The organism is Micromonospora sp. CNZ297, assembly GCF_007827625.1.
In genome coordinates this window covers 89,343-107,861 of sequence record NZ_VISU01000011.1, presented here as the reverse complement: position 1 = coordinate 107,861, position 18,519 = coordinate 89,343, and the positions used below count along the sequence as shown (strand labels likewise).

Below are 18,519 nucleotides of genomic sequence, written 5' to 3'. Positions count from 1 at the left end.
GGTCACCGCCCGAGCAGGCCGACGACGGCGTGGGCTGCCGGTTCGATGACGTCGAGCAGCGGGCGCGGCAGCACCCCAATCAGCAGGGACAGCAGCAGCAGCGGCCCGACCGACCAGAGTTCGCGGGCGCGCAGGTCGGTGAACCCGATGGACCTGCCGGTGGTGTCGCCGGTGAAGACGCGTTGCAGCGCGCGGAGGAACAGCGCCGCGGTGATCAGGATGCCGAGCACGGCGACGGCGGTGACCGGTGCCGCGGCGACGCTGCCGGTGAAGATCTGGAACTCGGCGATGAAGCCGGAGAAGGCGGGCAGGCCGAGGGAGGCGAACGCACCCACGGCGAACAGCGCGGCGAAGGTCGGCGCGGGCGCGCCGAGCCCGCCGAAGTCACGCATGTCGTAGGTGCCGGCGCGGTCCCGCAGGACGCCGGCGAGCAGGAACAGCGCCGCGGTGATCAGGCCGTGGCTGACCATCTGGGTGACCGCCCCGACGACCGCCACGCCGCGAGCCTGGGCGGTGTCGGCGGCGACCAGGCCGGCCACGCCGACGGCGAGGACGATGTAGCCCATGTGGTTGACCGACGTGTACGCGATCATGCGTTTGACGTTGGACTGGGCCAGCGCGACGAGCGCCCCGTAGAGCACCGACACGACGCCGACGACGACGACCACCCAGGCCCACGCCCTCCACGCCTGCGGGAGCATCGGCATGGCGATGCGGACGAAGCCGTAGGTGCCCATCTTCAGCAGCACCCCGGCGAGGACCGCCGAGCCGACGGCCGGTGCGTCGGTGTGTGCCGGCGGCAGCCAGGTGTGGAAGGGCACGGTCGGCGTCTTCACCGCCAGACCGAGCAGGATCGCCGCCAGCACCAGCCCACCCGCGACCGGCCGGCCCTGCAACGGCGGCGTGGCGACGAGTTCCGGCATGTCGAACGTGTGCGGGGCGGCAGCGACGTACAGGCCGATGAACCCAACCAGCAACGCGAGGGAGCCGAGGAAGGTGTAGAGGAAGAACTTCAGCGCCGAGTGTGCCCGGTTGCCATGGCCCCAGCCGGCGATGACAAAGTACATGCCGACGATGGACAGATCGAAGAAGACGAAGAACAGGACCAGGTCGGCGGCGACGAACAGACCGAGGCTGACGCTCTGCAGGAACAGAAACAGCGCCGCCTGCCCTCGGGGCCGGTGTCGCTCGTGCAGTGCGTACACCGCGCAGGCCAGGAAGATCACGGCGGTCATCACCACCAGCGGCAGCGAGAGCCCGTCCACACCGATGTGGTAGCTGCTGTTCACGCCGGGAATCCACGCCGCCCGCTCGGCGAAGGCGAGCTCACCGGTCGGCGGGGTGTGGTAACGCCACCAGACGACGGCGATCAACGCGAGATCGACGGCGGTCACGGCGATCCAGGTCCAGCGCGCCGCGGTGTCTCCCAGCCGCGGCAGCGCGACCAGTGCCACCGCTGCGAACAGGGGAAGGAAGACAATCACGCTGAGCACGGGTTCACCCCAACACCACGAGGACGACGACACCGACGAGGAGCACCACGACGGCCTGTAGGTAGTACTGGTAGAGCTGTCCGGTCTGCGGCCGGCGCGCGAACTGCCCGAGCCGGCGCATCCCGGCGGCGAACGCCTCCACCGCCCCGTCGAGCCACCGGTCGTCGGCCCGGCCGGCCCGAGCGGCCATCCGTAGCGTCCGGGCCGAGGCGAATTCGACGCCCCGGTCGAGGACCCGGTCGTCGAACGAGCCGGCCCGGCGGGACAGGCTCAGCACCGTGCGCGCCAGGGCTACCGCGGCCCGGTCCAAGACCCGGTCGTCGAAACGGGCCAACGCCTCGGCGCAGCGCAGCGTCGGTCGGACGACCAGGACTCGTGCTGCGGGCTCCAGCCCGAGCCAGTGCAGCGCCCAGCGCGGCTCGGGGATCGGGCGGCGGGCGACCGCCAGGACGACGACCAGTGCGATCACCGCCGACACCCCAAGCTCCGGCAGCGACACGTGGAACTTCTCCGGCTGCCCGACGGTCCGCGCGACCGTGGCGCCGACCGGTGGCAGAGCCAGCAGGCCAGCGAACCCCGCACCGATCGCGAGCGCGACCAGCGGCGCCTGCTGTAGGACGCCGACCCGCCTGGTGGCCGTCTCCTCCTCGTCCCGGTGGGCGTCGACGTCGGCCTGCTGGTCGGGGGGGACCCGCCGCCAGATGACCACCAGCACCTTCCCCGCGTAGGCGGCGGAGAGCGCCGACGCGGCCAACCCCACCGCGTAGAGCCACGGCGACTGCTCGAGGGCCGCCGCGAGGACCTCGTCCTTGGTCGCCCACAGCGACAGCGGCGCCATCCCCGCGAGCGCGAGCGCACCGACGGTTGCCGTCCACCCGACCCACGGCCACCGAGCGACGACCCCGCGCAGCCCGGCGAGCTGCTTGGTGCCCAGCGCCGTCAGCCAAGCTCCGGCCGCGAGGAAGAGCAAGGCCTTGGTGGCGGCGTGCGCGATCAGGTGCGTCGCGCCGCCCGCGATCCCGCCGGCCCCGGCGGCTAGCACCACGAAACCAAGCTGGGCGGAGGTGGAGGCGGCGAGGAGTTGCTTGAGGTCCCGCTGGGCGACCGCCACCGCCCCCAGCAGGAGCGCCGTCACCGCTCCGGCCCACATGGTGGCCGGGCCCGCCCACCCGGTCGTGGCCAGCAGCGGCTCGACGCGCAGCAGCAGGTAACCGCCCATGGCGACCATGGCCGCGGAGTGCAGCAGCGCGCTGACCGGGCTCGGGCCGGCCATCGCCCGAGAAAGCCAGAACGAGAAGGGCAGTTGCGCGGCCTTGCCCAGCGCGGCGATGAGCATCCCGGCGGCGATGAGGTGCCGCCAGCCGGGGCTGCTGTCGGGCAAATCGCGCAACGCCAGACCGGCGCCGCCCGCGAGGGCCGCGCCGGCGGCGAGGTAGAGGCCCAGGTCGGCGGCGCGCGTGGTGACGAACGCGGTCAGGCCTGCGGACACCCGGTCGGAGTCGCGCCACCAGAACCCAATCAGGGCGTACGAGGCGGCGCCCATGATCTCCCAGGCGAACAGCAGGGTGGGCAGCGTCGCCGCGGTGGCGGTGAGCGCGACGGAGGCGGCGAAGAGCAGCATCAGGCCGTGGAAGCGGGCCCGGGAGCGGCGGATCTCCCCTGCTGCGGCGAGTAGCACGAGCAGGGTGACCACCGTCAACATCGGCAGCACCAGGGCGGCGAGCCCGTCGACGGCGAGCGCGAACTCGGTGCCGGCGAGGAACGGCGCCGCCACCCGCGGCCGGGCCACCCCGACCACCGCCGACAGGGCCACCGACCCGGTGGCAACGGTGAGCGCGACGGGTGCCGCGAGCCGGTCAGCCCGCCGGTCGAACGCGAGCAACGCGCCGACGCCAGCCGGTAGGGCCACCAGTGACCAGAGCGCCGCCTGCGCAAGCCCGTTCATCGGGACAGGTCCGCGGCCATGTCGGTCATGTCGGTGCGGCGTACCCGGTGCAGGTGGGTGGCCACGGCGAAGCCCATCGCCATCTCGACGGTCATCGCCGTGATGATGACCAGCAGCAGGACCTGCCCGGACGGGTGCGGGGCGAGGAACCACCAGAATCCGGCGCCGGCCAGGATGAGACCGTTGAGCATCAGCTCCAGCCCCATCATCACCATGACGACGACCTGCTGGGACAGGGCGCCGTAGAGGCCGACGCTGAACAGCGCGGCCGCGACGAGCAGCACGGTCTGCAGGGTCATCGGCCGACCCCTCCGGGCTGCGGGTCGTCGGCCGGTCGCCGGCGCAGGTCGTCGCCGAACCGGTCGTAGCGGGTCCGGTGGGCGGCGAGGACCACGCCGGCGACGATGGTCACCGCCATGACCGCCCCAACGCCGGTCATGACCAGCATCTTCGGACCCATCAATTCCTCCCCCAACGCCTCGGTGACGTCGACGGGCGGGGCACCGCGCCGCGTGGGCCACGGCACGAGCAGCACCCCGGCGGCCAGCAGGACGAACACGCCGATGGACACCGCCAGGGCGTGCCGGTTGTCGTGGACCATGCTCATCGGCATCAGCGCCGGGTTCATGCCCATGAACATGACCATGTAGACCGCCATGACGGCCATCTCCATGACCATCATCAGGATCGTCACCACCCCGACGTAGTTCTGCTGCATCAGCAGCACCTGCAGACCGACGGCGATGAACGACACGGCGAGCGCGTAGCTGGCGCGGGCCATCGAGTCGACGACGAACACCGCAGCGCCGGCGAGCACGGCGACAACCGCCAGGGCCCAGAACACGACGTGGGTGACCACCTCAGCCCCTCCCTACGGCGACGACCGCGACGACCAGGTCCTGCAGCAGCACCGCGGGCAGCAGCACGATCCACCCGACCTCCATGAACACGTCCGGTCGTACCGCGGGCAGGCGGCGGCGCAGCCACACCAATGCGGCCAGCAGGGCAAGGGTCTTGATCAGCACCCAGGCCCAGTCGGGCAGCAGCGGGCCGGCGCCGCCGCCGAGGAACATCGGCACCGCGAACGCGGCCCCGGCGGCGAGCAGCGCGTACCGGCCACCCTGAAACAGCAGCCGGTCGACGCCGGACAGTTCGGCGGTCACACCGCCGGCCACGTCGGCGCCGAGGGCCGGGGAGAAGGGTCCCCAGACGGCGATCGCGAGGACGCCCAGGCAGAAGACGAGGAAGGCCACCGGCATCCAGACGACGAACCAGAGGCCCTGCTGGGCGGCGGCGATCGTCCCGACGTTCAGGCTCGACGCACCTACTGCGGGTGCCACGAGCGCGAACATCAGCGGCAGTTCGTAGGCCAGGCCGTGGGCGAGGAACCGGTAACCGCCGATCAGGGAGTGGGCCGAGTTGGCACCCCAGCCGGTCAGCCACACGAACGCCCACGCCAGAACGTCCATGGCGTTGAACCAGATCACCCCCACATCGAGGTTGAACAGCGTCCACCGCCCCAGCGGCACCACCGTGATGATCATCAACGCCATGAACAGCAGTCCCGCCCCGCCGATACGCCACAGCAGGCTGTCCCCCGCTACCGTGGTCCGCCGCCGCTGGCGCATCAGCCGGGCCACCTCACCGAACGGCTGACTCAGCCCTGAGGAGCTTGCGCCGGATGCCCATGAGGCCAGGAACCCGTCAAAGGCGGCGGCCGCGGCCGCCAACAGTCCGAGCAGTGCTGCGGCGGCCAGCGCCCAGCCGGCGGGGAGCACGGTGACGTCAGGCATGACTCACCTCGCGGTCCGTGACGAGGGGGTCGAGGTCGAGGCTGGCGACGATGAGGCGGGCGGTGGCGAGGTCCCACCCGCGTACGAGATCAGGGATCGCGTCGACGGGTACGCCGAGCGACGAGCCAGCGGGCCGCTGGCCGCCGATACTGTTCGCCGCGTGATTGAGCATGGCCAGCAGCCGGTCACGCACGTCGCCTGCCATGGTGGCCGGCAGACCCCGGCGGGCGAGGTCGTCCGCATCCAGTGGCCCGATGCGGTGCAGTGAGCGCCGCAGCCACCACGACCGGCCGACCACGCGGCGCAGCCGTTCGAGTTCCCCTGCTGGCCCGTCACGGTCATCGGTGAACAGCAGGGCGTCACGGATACGCCGAGCGCGGGAGGCGGCATCACCCCAGCCGGCGAGGCCCAGGAGGCTGGCGGCGTTGTCGCAGCGTCTGGCGGCGAACCGGCGCAGGTCCTCCGGCGCGTACCGGCGCTCCGGCTCGGCGGCGGGATCGGTCGCGGTGACGAGGCTGGTCTCCGCATCGACGATGACATCACCCTGAAGGGTGCACCGCAGGACGAGGCCCGCCGGCCAGTACGCCAGGACCGGGCCAAGTCGCAGGTGCAGGAAGTCCATCTCCAAGCCGTCGCGGTCCTCACCGCCGGAGGCGAGCGGGATACCGCCGGGGGCCATGTCCATACCCCCGTGCTCCATGCCGCCGTGGGCCATGCCGCCATGCTCCATTCCGCCGTGGCCCTCGTGCGTCATTGCGCCGTGGGAAGACTGCCCCATCCCCTTGTGATGGACGTCTTCAGAATCGGCGTGGGCGGCGTGCCCGGCATGGCTCATGTCGCCGTGGCCCTCAGAGGGCAGGTCCTCGTGCCCGGGGTGCGCCGCACCACCACCATGACCCGCCTGCCCACGGGCCGCCTTCTGGTCGTGGTCGCCATGCTCGGTGTGGCCGTGATCGCCATGCCCCTGGCCGCCGTCGTCGTCGGCGTGCTCACCGCCGCCGCGTGGCGGTTCCTCGTGGCCGACGTGGCCGTGCCCCTCATGCGCCGGCGCTGCGCGGTGTGGACGTTCCTGGCTTCCCGCGGAGTCGGCGCCGTTGCCGTGGTCGGCGTGCGGCTCATGGGCCGCCTCGTCCTGCTGTCCGCCGCCATGGCGGCGCTCCGGGGTGTGGTCGGCGTGCTCCTGTGGCGCGTGCCGTTCGTGGGGCAGCTGGTCGCCGGTGTGGGCATGGCCGATCGCGGTGTGGCCGGATGACCGGTCCTGGCTGTCGGTCCGCTGCCGGTTGAGGTCGAGCAGATCTTCCTGCGCTAGGACGAGGGCGGGCGGGACGGCATGCGGGGATTCGACATCGATGCGAGCCCGCGGGCCGGGCATCTGCTCCCACAGCCGGTGCAGCGGCTCCGCCAGCTGCGAGGGCGGTGGGCCGCAGACGGCCAGGATGTCGGCCTCTGCCGGGGACAAAGCCAGCCGCCAGCCGCGCGCCAGGACGTGGCGCTCGACCGCGGCCCGGGTCACCCAGTGCCCCGGCGCCTCTGCTACAAGCACGTGCGCGTGCCGGACGGCGAGCCGACTCACCGCGTCGCTCAGACCCATCGCAGCGCGCCTTCCCGCCAGGCCCACAGCACCGCAAGGAAGACTCCCCCGAGGAAGACGAACATCTCGACGATCGCTGTGGCCCCGAGCCGGGCGACGACCACCGACCACGGGTACATGAACAGCATCTCCACGTCGAACGCGAGAAAGAGCAGCGTGGCCAGGTACCACCGAACGTGGTAGCGCGACAACGCGTGCTCCTCAGGCTGCCACCCGGACTGGAAGGGCACGCTCCCCAGCGGTGAGGCAGCGATCGCCAAAGCCCGGTGGGCCAGGTACAGACCGCCGACAATGAGCGCGGCCACCAAGGCCATGCTCGCTGCCCCTGCGTACATTCCGCTTCCCTCCGCGCTGCTGACTCCCAAGCTGCTCACCGAGCGCTCGGCCATCCGGGGCCCCGCCGGCCGGTGCTGTCTCCCTTCGCCGCTCGCCGTCAGGCACTGTGCGAGATCTTGGGCCGAAATCAGAGGGTGCCCTGCCTTACCGGACCCTCACCCGGCACGTGACAAGCCCATCGTCGGGTCCGGCGTCTGCCGATCCAGCCGTCTCCTCACCCACTTCTACTATCATGAGGTAGTAGCCGACGCATGTTGTGCCGCGAGCACGCACACGGGTTGGAGCGTGCCCGGAGCACCTCGGTCAGCGTTTCGGGCGGAGGGAATCCACTCGCGCGACGGACTGGTCGATGCGGTCCTCGGTGATGCGCCCGGCCCGGACGAGATTGGTGATCGTGTCGACTGTTTCCTCGACGACTCTCTCGTTGTGTACCTGCTGGTTGGCGAAGACGAGCAGGTCGAGGCCGGCCTGCAACGCCAGGGCGACCGCCTCGGCGGCACCGTACCGGTCGGTGATGGCGACCGCCTGCATGTCGTCGCTGACCACCGGCCCGCGCCAGCCGAGCCGGCCGCGCAGCAGATCGGTCACGGTCGCGGCTGACAGCGACGCCGGGTACGCCGGGTCGAGCTGCTTGTTCAGCACGTGGGCGGCCATGACGGAGTCGGCGAGGCCGGCCTGGATCAGCCGTTGGAACGGTTCGAGTTCCTTTACCTGCCAGGTGTCGCTGACGTCGACGACCTCGAAATCGGTGTTTCCGGCGGCGCTACCCGATCCGGGAAAATGCTTCAGGCAGGTTTTCACACCAGCCGCCCGGTGCGCCTGGATCTCCTCCGTGGCGTTGCTGACGACCACGTCCGGGTCGGCCGAGAAGCTGCGACCCAGCTTGCCGATAGCCCTGCTGTCGGGGTTGATGTTCAGGTCGACGACCGGGGCGTAGTTCAGGTTGACCCCGATCCGCGTCAGCCCCGCCACCAGTCCTCGCGCCCAGTCGCCGGTCGCCGACGTGGAGTTCTCCGCGCCGATCTCGGCCTCCGACCTGGTCGCCGGGAAGCCGTTGCTCGGGTTGAGGCGGGCGGTACGGCCACCTTCCTGGTCGATGGAGACGATGAGCCGGCCGGGCGAGGCGCTTTTCAGGGTATTCACCAGGCCCGTAACCTGCTCGGGCGAGCGGATGTTACGCACCGACTTGCTCTCCAGGTCCTGGTCGAAGAGGATCACACCGCCCAGACCGTCCCGCACCGCCTTGATGATCCAGTTCGGGGCTTGGGCGCCGCGAAAGCCGACCACGAGCAGGCTGGCGATCTTTCGCCGCAGCGCCGCCCCGGCTCCGCGCGATGCGCCGGTCGGCCGTGGGCTGCTCGTTGGCCGGGGCGTCGAGGATGTGGCGCGGTGCGACTCGCAGCCGGCAACGGCTGCCACTGCAGCTGAGCCGAGTCCGGCGAGCAGCAGCCGGCGGGGCAGGTGAACGCTGTCCACCCCCGCACGTTAGGACCCATGCCCGCCCGATGCGTCCTCACCCAGAAGATGTCATCCGCTGGTGGGACGCCTCGACGAAGCGTGGTGAGAGTTGCGTCGGTTGGATCTGGTCTACCCGGGTACTGAGGGCCCTTGCCCGATGCTCACCACGCTGTCCACTCCGGAGGAGCGATGAAGCAGAACTATGTTCGGTTCGGTGTCGTCCTGGCGGTGAGTCTGGTCGTCATGTTCGTCCTGACCCTGTCGCAGATCCGCCGCTTCGGCGACTTCTACCTCAACCTGAGCAACTTCTACATGTCACTGATCATGGTGTCGATCATGGGCGTGATCATGATGGGCGTCATGAGCAGCATGTTCACCAACAAGCGTCTCAACATCATGCTGTACATCGCGTTCGCTGCTGTCTTCATCGGCGGATTCGCTGCCGTGCGCACCGAGCCGTTCGTGGGTAACGAGGGCTTCTTGAAGTCGATGATCCCGCACCACTCCCGGGCCGTGCTGGTCTGCCAGGAATCAGATATCACCGACCCCGAGATCATCGAGCTCTGCGACCAGATCGTGAAGTCACAGGAGGAAGAGATCACACAGATGAAGAAGATCCTCAAGGACCGCTACTGACTGGGTCGGCACTGAGGACGACCGAGGTCCGGTTGGGCCCTCAACCTCCCCCGGACGCGTCCCTACCGCGCCGTGACGGTCAGCGGGGCGACCGTTGCCAGCGCCAGCGACTGACAGGACTGACATGCGTCTTCAGTGGTCCTGTGGTGTGAGGTGCACCCAGCGCAGCGTCTGGGCGTTGAGGGCGACGACGATGGTCGAGGCGGACATGAGCACGGCGGCGGCGGCCGGGCTGAGTGCCACACCGGCCCAAGCGAAGACGCCCGCGGCGACGGGGATGGCCACCACGTTGTAGCCGGCGGCCCAGACGAGGTTCTGGACCATTTTGCGGTAGGACGCCTTGGACAGGCGGGCGGTGGCGGAGATGCCACGCGGGTCGGAGGAGGCGAGGACGACGCCGACGGATTCGATGGCCACGTCGGTGCCGGCGCCGATGGCCAGTCCGACGTCCGCGCGGGCGAGGGCGGGGGCGTCGTTGACGCCGTCGCCGACCATCGCCACCCGGTGGCCGCGCTGTTGCAGGCCGGCGACGATCTCGTCCTTGTCGGCGGGTAGCACCTCGGCGAAGACCTCGTCCTCGCCGGGACGGAAACCGAGATCGGCGGCGACCGCGTCGGCGACCGGGCGGGCGTCACCGGTGATCATCGCGATCTTCCGAATTCCGAGTTGGCGCAGCTCGGCGATGGCCTGTCGGGCCTCCGGGCGTACCTCGTCCTCGAGCGCCAGCGCGCCGAGCAGCTGGGGCGGGCCGTCGAGGCGGGCCAGGTAGAGCACGGCGGCGCCGCGCGCCGACCACGCCTGCTCGGCCTGGCGCAGTTCGGCAGGGACGTCGGCGTGCAGTTCCCGCAGCAGGGCCGGGCCGCCCACCGCGTATGCCGCCCCGGCCACGGTGGCCTGCACCCCGCGGCCGGGCAGCGACCGGAACTCCGAGCCGCTTGCCGGTCCGACTCGTTGGGCGGCGGCGACGATGGCCCGGGCGAGGGGATGCTCGCTGTCGGCCTCAACTCCGGCGGCCAGGCGCAGCACCTCGTCCTCGTTGGTGCCGTCGGCGGCGGCGACGCCGGTGACGGTGTGCTGGCCTTTGGTCAGGGTGCCGGTCTTGTCGATCAGGACCGCGTCGACGGTGCGCATCCGTTCCAGGGCGAGACGGTCCTTGACCAGGATCCCGGAGTTGGCCGCCACGCTGGTCGACAGGGCGATGACCAGTGGGATCGCCAGGCCGAGGGCGTGTGGGCAGGAGATCACCAGCACGGTGATGGTACGGACGACGGCCTGGTCGACCCGGCCGAGCGCGGACCAGACGATCAGGCTGAGCAGCGCGGTGGCGGTGGCGATGTAGAACAGCCACGCGGCGAACCGGTCGGCCAGCGCCTGCGCCCGCCCACCGGCTGCCTGCGCCTGCGCGACCAGCCGTTGGATGCCGGCCAGGGCGGTGTCCTCCCCCACCGCGTCGACCTGGACGCGGATCGCCGAGTCGGTGGCCACGGTGCCGGCGACCACCCGGTCCCCCACCCGACGTGGGACCGGCCGCGACTCGCCGGTGATCATCGATTCGTCCAGCTCGGCGCCGCCCTCGACGACGTGCCCGTCAGCGGGCACGCGTCCACCGGGGCGGACCAGCGCCCTGTCGCCGACCCGCAACTCGGCCGCCGCCACCCGCTCGACGGCTCCGCCCGGGCCGACCCGCTCGGCCTCATCGGGCAGCAGGGCGGCCAGCGCGGCCAGGGCCCCCCGGGCTTGGCCGATGGCTTTCATCTCCTGCCAGTGGCCGAACAGCATGATCGTGACCAGGGCGGCGAGCTCCCACCAGAAGTCCAGGCGGAACAGGCCGACACTCGTCGCCGCGGAGGCGACGTACGCCACGGTGATGGCCATCCCGATCAGCAGCATCATGCCGGGGGCGCGGTCGCGGACCTCGCGGACCGCGCCGACGAGGAACGGCCAACCGCCGTAGAAGAACACCACCGACCCGAGCACCGGACCAACCCACAAAACACCGGGGAAGTCCAGCGAGTAACCCAGCCAGTCCATGATTAGACGGCTGGTGAGGACGACCGGGATGGTCAGCGCCAGACACACCCAGAACCGGCTGCGGAACATCTCGGGGGTGTGGCCGGCGTGCTTGTCGTGCTGCGGGTGCGTCCCGGCGCCGCCGCAGGCATGGCCGGGCTGCCCGCCGCCGTGGTGCACCTGCCTCGCCTCCCGAAACCTGTCTGCGGCCGCCGGGTGCCACGCTCACCGCCCCGGCACATCAGCGGCTGGGGCGGCGCTGCGCCGACGCCCCAGGTCTTCACCATCGCGGGTGCGACGGCGCGCCGGTGGGATCTCAGCGATTCCGCCGCTGGCTGGCCTGGCCACGGATAGGGTCTCGCTGGAAGGTCTGCGGCTCCTGCCGGGCGGGCCTCCTCACCCGAAGGCTCGTGGAGGCGGGTGGTGACTACTTGCGGCGACAGTGGCATCGACGCGCGAGACAGCTGCGGTGCTGACAGGTTTCGCCTGCCCCTCGAACGTCTCGACGCGGTCCTGTTCGACCTGGCAGCGGTGTCGGAGCACAACCCACCGGCCACCTGGGGGCCGCCGACTGCGGTGATGGTCGCGGAGGCGCAGAGCCTGCTCGGGTCGCTGCGCCGGTCGGGGCTGACGTCCGGAGTCATCGGCCGGCCTGGCAACGGATTCGGCATCGACCAGCTGACCGACCTCGTGCTAGACGGCCAGGAGGTTACGGCGCGGCTGCCGGACCCGGCGGTCCTGCTGCAGGCGGCAAGGCTGCTCGGGGTGCATCCGGCGCGAACCGCGGTGGTGCATTGCGCGCCGGCGGGGGTGCAGGCCGCCTGTCGCGGCGGGTTCGGGCTGGTCGTGGGTATCGCGTACGGCGGGGCCTGGGCAGCGGCCGAACTGCGGGCGCACGGCGCGGAACCGGTGCTGCGCGGTCTGGCGTACGTGACGGTCGACGAACAGGCGATGCGACGCCGATGGTGGCAGCCGGCGTCGACGGCCGGCGCCGAGCACGCCGGCTGGCTTCTCGACTACACCGGCGTCGACCTCGCGACGGAGGGGATCCGCGAGACGCTGTGCACGATCGGCAACGGCTACCTGGCCACCCGCGGCGCGGCACCGGAGGCCGATGCCGGCCGCAGCCACTACCCGGGCACCTACGCCGCTGCGATCTTCAACCGGCTGCGGACGCGACTGCATGAGCACGTCCATGAGGACGAGAGCCTGGTCAACCTGCCGAACTGGCTGACGCTGCGCTGGCGACGGCCCGGAGAGCGGTGGGTGAGACCGGACGCGCGCGGCGTCAGCGAGCACCGGCAGACGCTCGACCTGCGAGCCGGGGTGCTGCACCGCCGCTACCGGCATGTCGACGGTTCGGGCCGAGCCACCACCATGGTGTCGCGCATGCTCGTCTCGATGGCGACGCCGCACCTGTCCGCGTTGGAGACCACGCTGGTGCCGGAGAATTGGTCGGGCACGCTGCAGGTGCGCTCGGGCATCGACGGTCGGGTCGCCAACCGGCAGGTCGCCGAGTACGGGCCGCTGGCCGGCCGGCACCTGCGCCCGGACGGGCAGGGACGAGACGGCGACGACGGACTGTGGCTGCGGGTCAGCACGACCCAGTCCCGGGTCGAGGTCGCGACCGCCGTGCGTACCCGGCTGTTCCAAGCCGGCGTCCGCGTGGACGCACAACGGCGCGTGGACATGCTGCCCGGTCGTCCGCAGGAGACCTGGACGGTCGCGGTGCGCGCGGGCCAGCCGCTGCGCGTGGAGAAGATCGCCGCCCACCACACCTCCCAGGACCGGGCGGTCACGGAACCTGCCGCCGCGTCCCGGGACGCGGCGGCCCGGGCCGGCTCCTTCGCCGAACTGCTCGGTGAGCAGGTCCGCGCGTGGCGGCGGCTGTGGGAACGCAGCCACATCGAGCTGCACACGGACCATCCCTGGCCATCGCTGGAGCTCAACCTGCACACCTTCCACCTGCTGGTCGCCACCTCGCCGAACGTCACCGACCTCGACGCCGGCGTCGGTGCGCGCGGCCTGCACGGCGAGGGGTACCGGGGTCACGTCTTCTGGGACGAGGTTTTCGTCCACCGGGTGCTGGCGCTGCACCTGCCCGAGGCCAGCCGCGCGCTGCTGCTCTACCGGTGGCGTCGCCTCGACGCCGCGCGGCGGGCCGCGGCCGCGATCGGCTGCCGGGGGGCGATGTTCCCGTGGCAGTCCGGCAGCGACGGCCGGGAGGAGACGCCGAGGGAGCTGTTCAACACCCGTACCGGCCGGTGGATGCGGGACCGGTCGGCGCGGCAACGGCACGTCGGCCTGGCGGTCGCGTACTCGGTGTGGCAGTACCACCAGGCCACCGGGGACCTGGACTTCCTGCGTACGCATGGCGGGGAGCTGATCCTGGAGACGGCCCGGTTCTTCGCCGACCTGGCGCGGCGCAACCCGCGCACCGGACGGTACGAGATCACCGGCGTGATGGGCCCGGACGAGTTCCACGACGGCTACCCCGACCGCGAGGCACCCGGCCTGGACAACAACGCCTACACCAACGTGATGACGGTGTGGCTGCTACGCCAGGCCCTCGCGGTGGTCGACCTGCTGGCCTGCCGAGACGGCACGAGCCTGCCCGACCGGCTCGGCATCGACGACGGCGAGCTGGCGCGGTGGGCCGAGATCACCACCAGGATGTACGTGCCGTGGCACGACGACCGGATCATCAGCCAGTTCGACGGCTACGCCGACCTCGCGGAACTCGACCTCGACGCCTACCGCCGCCGGTACGGGAACATCGGCCGGCTCGACCTCATCCTCGCCGCCGAAGGGGACTCCCCCAACCGCTACCGCATCGGCAAGCAGGCGGACGTGCTCATGCTGCTCTACCTGCTCTCCGCCGAGGAACTGCGCGAGCTGCTCGCCGGCCTGGGGTACCACTGGCCACCGGAGGCCCTGCCCCGCACCGCCGGCTTCTACCTGCACCGGGCGAGCCACGGATCGACGTTGAGCAGGGTGGTGCACGCCTGGGTGCAGGCCCGCACCAACCGGACCGCCTCCTTCGGAAACTTCACCGACGCGTTGGCCGCCGACATCCGCGACACCCAGGGCGGCACCACCCGGGAGGGCATCCACCTCGGCGCCATGGCCGGAACCCTCGACCTGGCCGAACGCTGCTACCTGGGAATCGAGACCCGGCAGGACGCCCTCTGGTTCAACCCCCGCCTACCGCACGAGATCACCCGGCTGCACACCCTGATCACCTACCGCGGCCACCAGCTGCACGTCACGGCCACCGGCAGCGCCCTCGCCCTCATCGCCTCACCCTGCAACGCGGCACCGGTCACCGTTCACGTGGCGAGACAGCCGCCGCAGACCATCGGCGGAGGCCAGCAGGTGTCGATCTCCCTGACCGGCTGAGGCCGCCGCTGGCACCCTTGCTGGTCAGGGCGGAACCCCTCGACGGACAAGTTGGGCAGGGCGGGAATCTCCCTCACGTGCCGGCCGGCTTACTGGCTGCGAGGCGTTCGATCACACCAGCGGCGAAGCGCTGATGCTGCTCGATGTGCAGACCGGCCGCGGCCACGTCACGGATGGGACGCCGCCGGAAATGCTCACCGGCCGCCGGAACGCTGACCAGTTCGATGAGGCGTTGAATCGCCCGAACGGGACGATTGGCGCCGACCACATGGTCGGCCAGCAGGAGCAGACCGCCGGGGCGCAGGACCCGGATCATCTCCTCGACCGCGCGGTGGTCGTCCGGGATGGCGCAGAGTGAGAGGGTGCAGACGACGGTGTCGAAGGTGGCATCGGGAAAGTCCAAGTCGTGGGCGGTACCGGGCCGCAGGTCGACCTCCCGGCCCAGTTCGGTGGCCCGCCGGCCCGCAATCTCCAACATCCTCGGGCTCAACTCGACCCCGGTGATCCGTACGCTGTCCGGGTAGTAGGGCAGATTTCGCCCCGTGCCGATGGCGACCTCGAGGGTGGCGCCGGTGGCCTGCCGGCAGATCCACTCCCGGGTGTCGCGCAGGAAGCGGCGTTCGATGAAGGCCATCTGCCGGTCGTAGCCGGCGGCGTGCCGGTCCCAGACGCGGCGCTGCTTCTCGTCGTCACTCATGGTGGCGAAGATAGGTGACCTGCACCAACTCTGCCGGCGTACCGACCTGCCGGCCGTCGCCGGACCCTGAGTGCCAGCGAGCACCCGCTGTGGCCACGGTAGCGGCCCGGCGACCTCACTGCGGCACGTACCGGTCGGTCCAGGTGGCGCCCGCGTCGGTGGTGGCGACGACCCGGTCACCGGCGAGCGCGGCGAAGAGCGTGCCCTTGTCGGTGGCGATGCTGTGCGGCTGCCCCGGCACCGCTCCGCGGCGCTGCCACTGCTGCCCGCCATCGGTCGAGGACCAGATCGCTCCGTCCTGGGCCACCCCCCACACGCCGGTGCGGTCCCAGGCGAGTAGGCCGACAGCGGGAGCGCCCGCGACCGTCTGCCAGCTCCGGCCGCCGTCGGTGGAGCGCTGCAGCCCGTCGCGCCCCACCGCGAGGATGCTCTGCGCATCGGTCGGGCTGACCGCGAACTCCCCCATCGCCACCCGGGACCGCTGCTCCCAGGTCCGCTGGTCGACGCTCACCATGAACGCACCATCCGTGGAGTTGTAGCCGTACACCGAGCCGTGGGCGGCCTGCAGCCCGTGGAAGTCCGCCGCGCCGGAAAGCGACTTCGCCCGCCAGGTCACCCCACCGTCGGTCGACTCGATCAGACCTACGTTGGCCGGGCCGTCCTCGGAGTGGCCGGAGGCCAGGAAATGCCCGGGGCCGACCACGGTGAAGCCCATCAGGTCCAGGGCGTCCTTCGATACCCGCACGGCGGTGTGCGCGTCGTCGACGCGGAACAGCCCGACGTGGGTGGCGACGTACAGGGCCCCGCTGCCCGGGTCGGTCGCAACCCCGTGCACGTGCCCGAACCCGTCGTGCCCGGTACCCGCCGCGCCGTGGTCAGCCGAGGAGCCCTGGTCCCGCAGGACGAACACCACCACGGCGGAGAGGACGGCCAGCGCGGCCAGCGCCGTCACGACGATCTTCCGGGTCGGCCCGGACTGCGGCTCGCCGGCTTGCGCCTTACGCGCGGAGCCGGATCTGCTGCTCGGTCGCGTCGGCTGCGACGTCCTGCTCATCGGCTGCGTCCACCTTCTCATCGTTGATCAACTTGCTGGCCGAGGGCCCCTGTCCTGGCAGGGTTCAGGGTGACCTTCCGCCCCCACCAACAATGACGCGAAGTCGGCGGAAGACCCGTCCGAAGACCATGAAGATTCGCTGAAGAACGGGCCCGGGCTTCAGTAGGGGCGGGGCGTCGGTCGCGTGGGAGACGCACCCGACCGCATCCCCGCGTACGTGTGATCGGGCGCACGTCACATGCTTCCCCCGCCTGCGTGCCGGCAACTCAGCGGGCCGGCATTGCGGGCAGGGTGAGGGTGAAGGTGGCACCGGCTCCGATGCCGGCGCTGGCGGCCGAGAGCCGGCCGCTGTGGGCCTGGGCCAGGGCGCGGGCGATGGTCAGCCCGATGCCGCTACCCCCGGTAGTCCGGCTGCGGGCCGGGTCGGCCCGGTAGAACCGATCGAACACGTGTGGCAGGTGCTCGGCGGCGATGCCCTCGCCGGTGTCGGCGACCGCGATGGCCGCCTCTCTGGCGCTGGAGCTGGTGGTGATCGTGACGCTTCCGCCGGTGGGAGTGTGGCGGAGCGCGTTGCCGAGCAGGTTGTCGAGGATCTCGCGCAGCCGGTCGGGGTCGGCGAGCGCCCGCGCCGGCGCGGGACCGGCCCGGTGTTCGAGGACGACGCCCTTGTCTGCGTAACCGGCGGCTGCGGCGCGAACCGCCTCGTCAACGACCACGTCGACGTCCAGCGGCTCGACCCGCAGGTCGGCCCGGCGTTCCTCCGCCCGCGAGAGGCCGTGGATATCATCGGCCAGGCGGTCCAGCCGCCTGGTCTGATCGCGAAGCGTCCGCCACGTATCCGGGATGGCGGGGATGACACCGTCCTCGATGCCCTCGAGGAAGCTGTCGACGGTGGCGATCGGGGTACGCAGCTCGTGTGCGAGGTCGGCGAGCAGCTCCAGCCGGCGCCGTTCGGTGTTCTGCAGCGTGGCGGCCATCCGGTTGAACGCGTCATCCACCGCGGCGAGCTCCGCTCCCAGCCGGCTCGGCGGCATCCGCGCGTCGTAGTCACCGTCGGCGACGCGGGTCGCGACTCCGGAGAGTTCGGACAGCGGACCGGCCAACCGCCGCGTGATGAACCAGCTCACCGCCAACGACGTCACCAGAGCGGCGCCAACCGCCACACCGAGCGCGACGAGCAGCGTGGCGATCAGGGCGGACTCGAGATCCTGGGTCATGCCGGCGGACATGCCCATCATGCGGTGCAGGTGACTGCGGAACAGGGCCGGCGCGACGGCGAACGCCACCAGCACCAGGGTGACCGCCCCGGCAGCCACGATCAGCGACTGCGCGATGAACAGCCGGGTCGAGAGCCGGTCGGTTCGCAGTCCGGGCCGCATCAGCCCGGACCCATCCGGTAGCCGACGCCACGGACGGTGCGGACGTAGCGCGGCTGGGTGGCGTCGTCGTCGAGCTTGCGACGCAGGTTACCGACGTGCACGTCGATGACGTGCTCGTCGCCGTACCAGTCGCCGCCCCAGACATGGTCCAGCAACTGCCGCCGGCTGAACGCCACCCGGGGCTGCGCGCTGAGCGCGTCGAGCAGGTCGAATTCGGTGCGCGTCAGCTCAACATCCTGGCCGCGCACGCGGACCTCCCGCCCGGCCACGTCGATCTCCAGGTCGCCGAATCGGCGGACCTGGGTCTCCGGTACGGCCGAAGGCGTACGCGGGCGGCGAAGCATGGCGCGCACCCGGGCGACCAGCTCCCGGGGTGAGAATGGCTTCGTCAGGTAGTCATCGGCCCCGACCGACAACCCCACCAACTTGTCCACCTCGTCGCTCTTGGCGGTGAGCATGATGATGTACGCGTCGCTGAACGCCCGGACACGCCGGCACACCTCGACGCCGTCGATACCGGGCAGCATCAGGTCCAGCACGATCACGTCCGGCTCGGTGTCGCGGGCCGACTCCACGGCGGCGTTGCCGTCTGCGGCGGTGACCACGTCGAAGCCCTCCCGGGTCAGGTAGCCGGAGACGACCTGCACCAGGGGTGGCTCGTCGTCGACCACCAGCGCGCGGAACCGGGCGCCCCCGGCGCCCGGCTCCACCCCGTCAACCCGCATGGC

Annotated in this window: 15 protein-coding genes; 2 read left to right on the top strand and 13 right to left on the bottom strand. The window is 71.3% G+C overall.

Annotated elements, in window-relative coordinates:
• Positions 1-2 precede the first annotated feature (2 nt).
• The 8 genes from FB454_RS20190 to FB454_RS20155 form a co-directional block, all read right to left on the bottom strand.
• The gene (locus FB454_RS20190) at positions 3-1,493 is read right to left on the bottom strand and encodes a complex I subunit 4 family protein (RefSeq protein WP_013476065.1); all 1,491 of its coding nucleotides are present in this window, start codon (positions 1,491-1,493) and stop codon (positions 3-5) included.
• Positions 1,494-1,497: 4 nt separating this feature from the next.
• On the bottom strand, positions 1,498-3,438 hold the full coding sequence (locus tag FB454_RS20185; protein ID WP_013476064.1) for a proton-conducting transporter transmembrane domain-containing protein: 1,941 nt from the start codon (positions 3,436-3,438) through the stop codon (positions 1,498-1,500).
• Positions 3,435-3,737, bottom strand: a complete 303-nt coding sequence (locus FB454_RS20180) for an NADH-quinone oxidoreductase subunit NuoK (protein WP_013476063.1) — start codon at positions 3,735-3,737, stop codon at positions 3,435-3,437. The genes FB454_RS20185 and FB454_RS20180 overlap by 4 nt, the downstream gene beginning before the upstream one ends.
• Entirely contained in the window at positions 3,734-4,297 is a 564-nt protein-coding gene (locus FB454_RS20175) for an NADH-quinone oxidoreductase subunit J (RefSeq protein ID WP_013476062.1), read from the bottom strand. The genes FB454_RS20180 and FB454_RS20175 overlap by 4 nt, the downstream gene beginning before the upstream one ends.
• Position 4,298: 1 nt before the next feature.
• Positions 4,299-5,231: a complex I subunit 1 family protein gene (locus tag FB454_RS20170; RefSeq protein ID WP_013476061.1), complete on the bottom strand. Its 933-nt coding sequence runs from the start codon at positions 5,229-5,231 to the stop codon at positions 4,299-4,301.
• Positions 5,224-6,822 carry a hypothetical protein gene (locus tag FB454_RS20165; protein ID WP_013476060.1) on the bottom strand — a complete coding sequence of 533 codons (1,599 nt, stop codon included), beginning with the start codon at positions 6,820-6,822 and terminating at the stop codon, positions 5,224-5,226. Before FB454_RS20165 ends, FB454_RS20170 begins: the two co-directional genes overlap by 8 nt.
• A complete protein-coding gene (locus tag FB454_RS20160; RefSeq protein ID WP_176739798.1) occupies positions 6,813-7,136 on the bottom strand; it encodes an NADH-quinone oxidoreductase subunit A in 324 nt (107 codons plus the stop codon). The genes FB454_RS20165 and FB454_RS20160 overlap by 10 nt, the downstream gene beginning before the upstream one ends.
• 325 nt (positions 7,137-7,461) lie before the next feature.
• A complete protein-coding gene (locus FB454_RS20155; RefSeq protein WP_225319486.1) occupies positions 7,462-8,634 on the bottom strand; it encodes a glycoside hydrolase family 3 N-terminal domain-containing protein in 1,173 nt (390 codons plus the stop codon).
• A gap of 171 nt (positions 8,635-8,805) precedes the next feature.
• On the opposite strand from FB454_RS20155, the gene FB454_RS20150 reads away from it, so the two are divergent.
• Entirely contained in the window at positions 8,806-9,252 is a 447-nt protein-coding gene (locus FB454_RS20150; RefSeq protein ID WP_013476057.1) for a DUF305 domain-containing protein, read from the top strand.
• A gap of 132 nt (positions 9,253-9,384) precedes the next feature.
• On the opposite strand, the gene FB454_RS20145 is transcribed toward FB454_RS20150, so the two are convergent.
• Positions 9,385-11,442 carry a heavy metal translocating P-type ATPase gene (locus FB454_RS20145; protein WP_013476056.1) on the bottom strand — a complete coding sequence of 686 codons (2,058 nt, stop codon included), beginning with the start codon at positions 11,440-11,442 and terminating at the stop codon, positions 9,385-9,387.
• 243 nt (positions 11,443-11,685) lie between these two features.
• Between FB454_RS20145 and FB454_RS20140 the strand changes: the two genes are divergently transcribed.
• Positions 11,686-14,661 carry a glycosyl hydrolase family 65 domain-containing protein gene (locus tag FB454_RS20140; protein WP_145823294.1) on the top strand — a complete coding sequence of 992 codons (2,976 nt, stop codon included), beginning with the start codon at positions 11,686-11,688 and terminating at the stop codon, positions 14,659-14,661.
• A 73-nt stretch (positions 14,662-14,734) separates the two neighbouring features.
• Here FB454_RS20140 and FB454_RS20135 read toward each other — a convergent pair whose 3' ends face one another.
• The 4 genes from FB454_RS20135 to FB454_RS20120 all read right to left on the bottom strand — a co-directional run bounded on the left by FB454_RS20135 (position 14,735) and on the right by FB454_RS20120 (position 18,516).
• A complete protein-coding gene (locus tag FB454_RS20135; protein WP_030271507.1) occupies positions 14,735-15,358 on the bottom strand; it encodes a class I SAM-dependent methyltransferase in 624 nt (207 codons plus the stop codon).
• Between the two features lie 115 nt (positions 15,359-15,473).
• Positions 15,474-16,412, bottom strand: coding sequence for a F510_1955 family glycosylhydrolase (locus tag FB454_RS20130; protein ID WP_030271505.1), 939 nt, complete (start codon positions 16,410-16,412; stop codon positions 15,474-15,476).
• A 266-nt stretch (positions 16,413-16,678) separates the two neighbouring features.
• The gene (locus tag FB454_RS20125) at positions 16,679-17,791 is read right to left on the bottom strand and encodes a sensor histidine kinase (protein ID WP_036310736.1); all 1,113 of its coding nucleotides are present in this window, start codon (positions 17,789-17,791) and stop codon (positions 16,679-16,681) included.
• Complete coding sequence (locus FB454_RS20120) at positions 17,791-18,516, bottom strand: response regulator transcription factor (RefSeq protein WP_047890774.1); 726 nt, start codon at positions 18,514-18,516, stop codon at positions 17,791-17,793. Before FB454_RS20120 ends, FB454_RS20125 begins: the two co-directional genes overlap by 1 nt.
• Positions 18,517-18,519: the final 3 nt, after the last annotated feature.

Excerpts from the sequence above, each read along its gene's own strand:
- FB454_RS20185 (WP_013476064.1), bottom strand. The coding sequence starts at position 3,438 with ATGAACGGGCTTGCGCAGGCGGCGCTCTGGTCACTGGTGGCCCTACCG.
- FB454_RS20180 (WP_013476063.1), bottom strand. The coding sequence starts at position 3,737 with ATGACCCTGCAGACCGTGCTGCTCGTCGCGGCCGCGCTGTTCAGCGTC.
- FB454_RS20170 (WP_013476061.1), bottom strand. The coding sequence starts at position 5,231 with ATGCCTGACGTCACCGTGCTCCCCGCCGGCTGGGCGCTGGCCGCCGCA.
- FB454_RS20165 (WP_013476060.1), bottom strand. The coding sequence starts at position 6,822 with ATGGGTCTGAGCGACGCGGTGAGTCGGCTCGCCGTCCGGCACGCGCAC.
- FB454_RS20160 (WP_176739798.1), bottom strand. The coding sequence starts at position 7,136 with ATGGCCTTGGTGGCCGCGCTCATTGTCGGCGGTCTGTACCTGGCCCAC.
- FB454_RS20150 (WP_013476057.1), top strand. The coding sequence starts at position 8,806 with ATGAAGCAGAACTATGTTCGGTTCGGTGTCGTCCTGGCGGTGAGTCTG.
- FB454_RS20135 (WP_030271507.1), bottom strand. The coding sequence starts at position 15,358 with ATGAGTGACGACGAGAAGCAGCGCCGCGTCTGGGACCGGCACGCCGCC.
- FB454_RS20130 (WP_030271505.1), bottom strand. The coding sequence starts at position 16,412 with ATGAGCAGGACGTCGCAGCCGACGCGACCGAGCAGCAGATCCGGCTCC.
- FB454_RS20125 (WP_036310736.1), bottom strand. The coding sequence starts at position 17,791 with ATGCGGCCCGGACTGCGAACCGACCGGCTCTCGACCCGGCTGTTCATC.
- FB454_RS20120 (WP_047890774.1), bottom strand. The coding sequence starts at position 18,516 with ATGCGGGTTGACGGGGTGGAGCCGGGCGCCGGGGGCGCCCGGTTCCGC.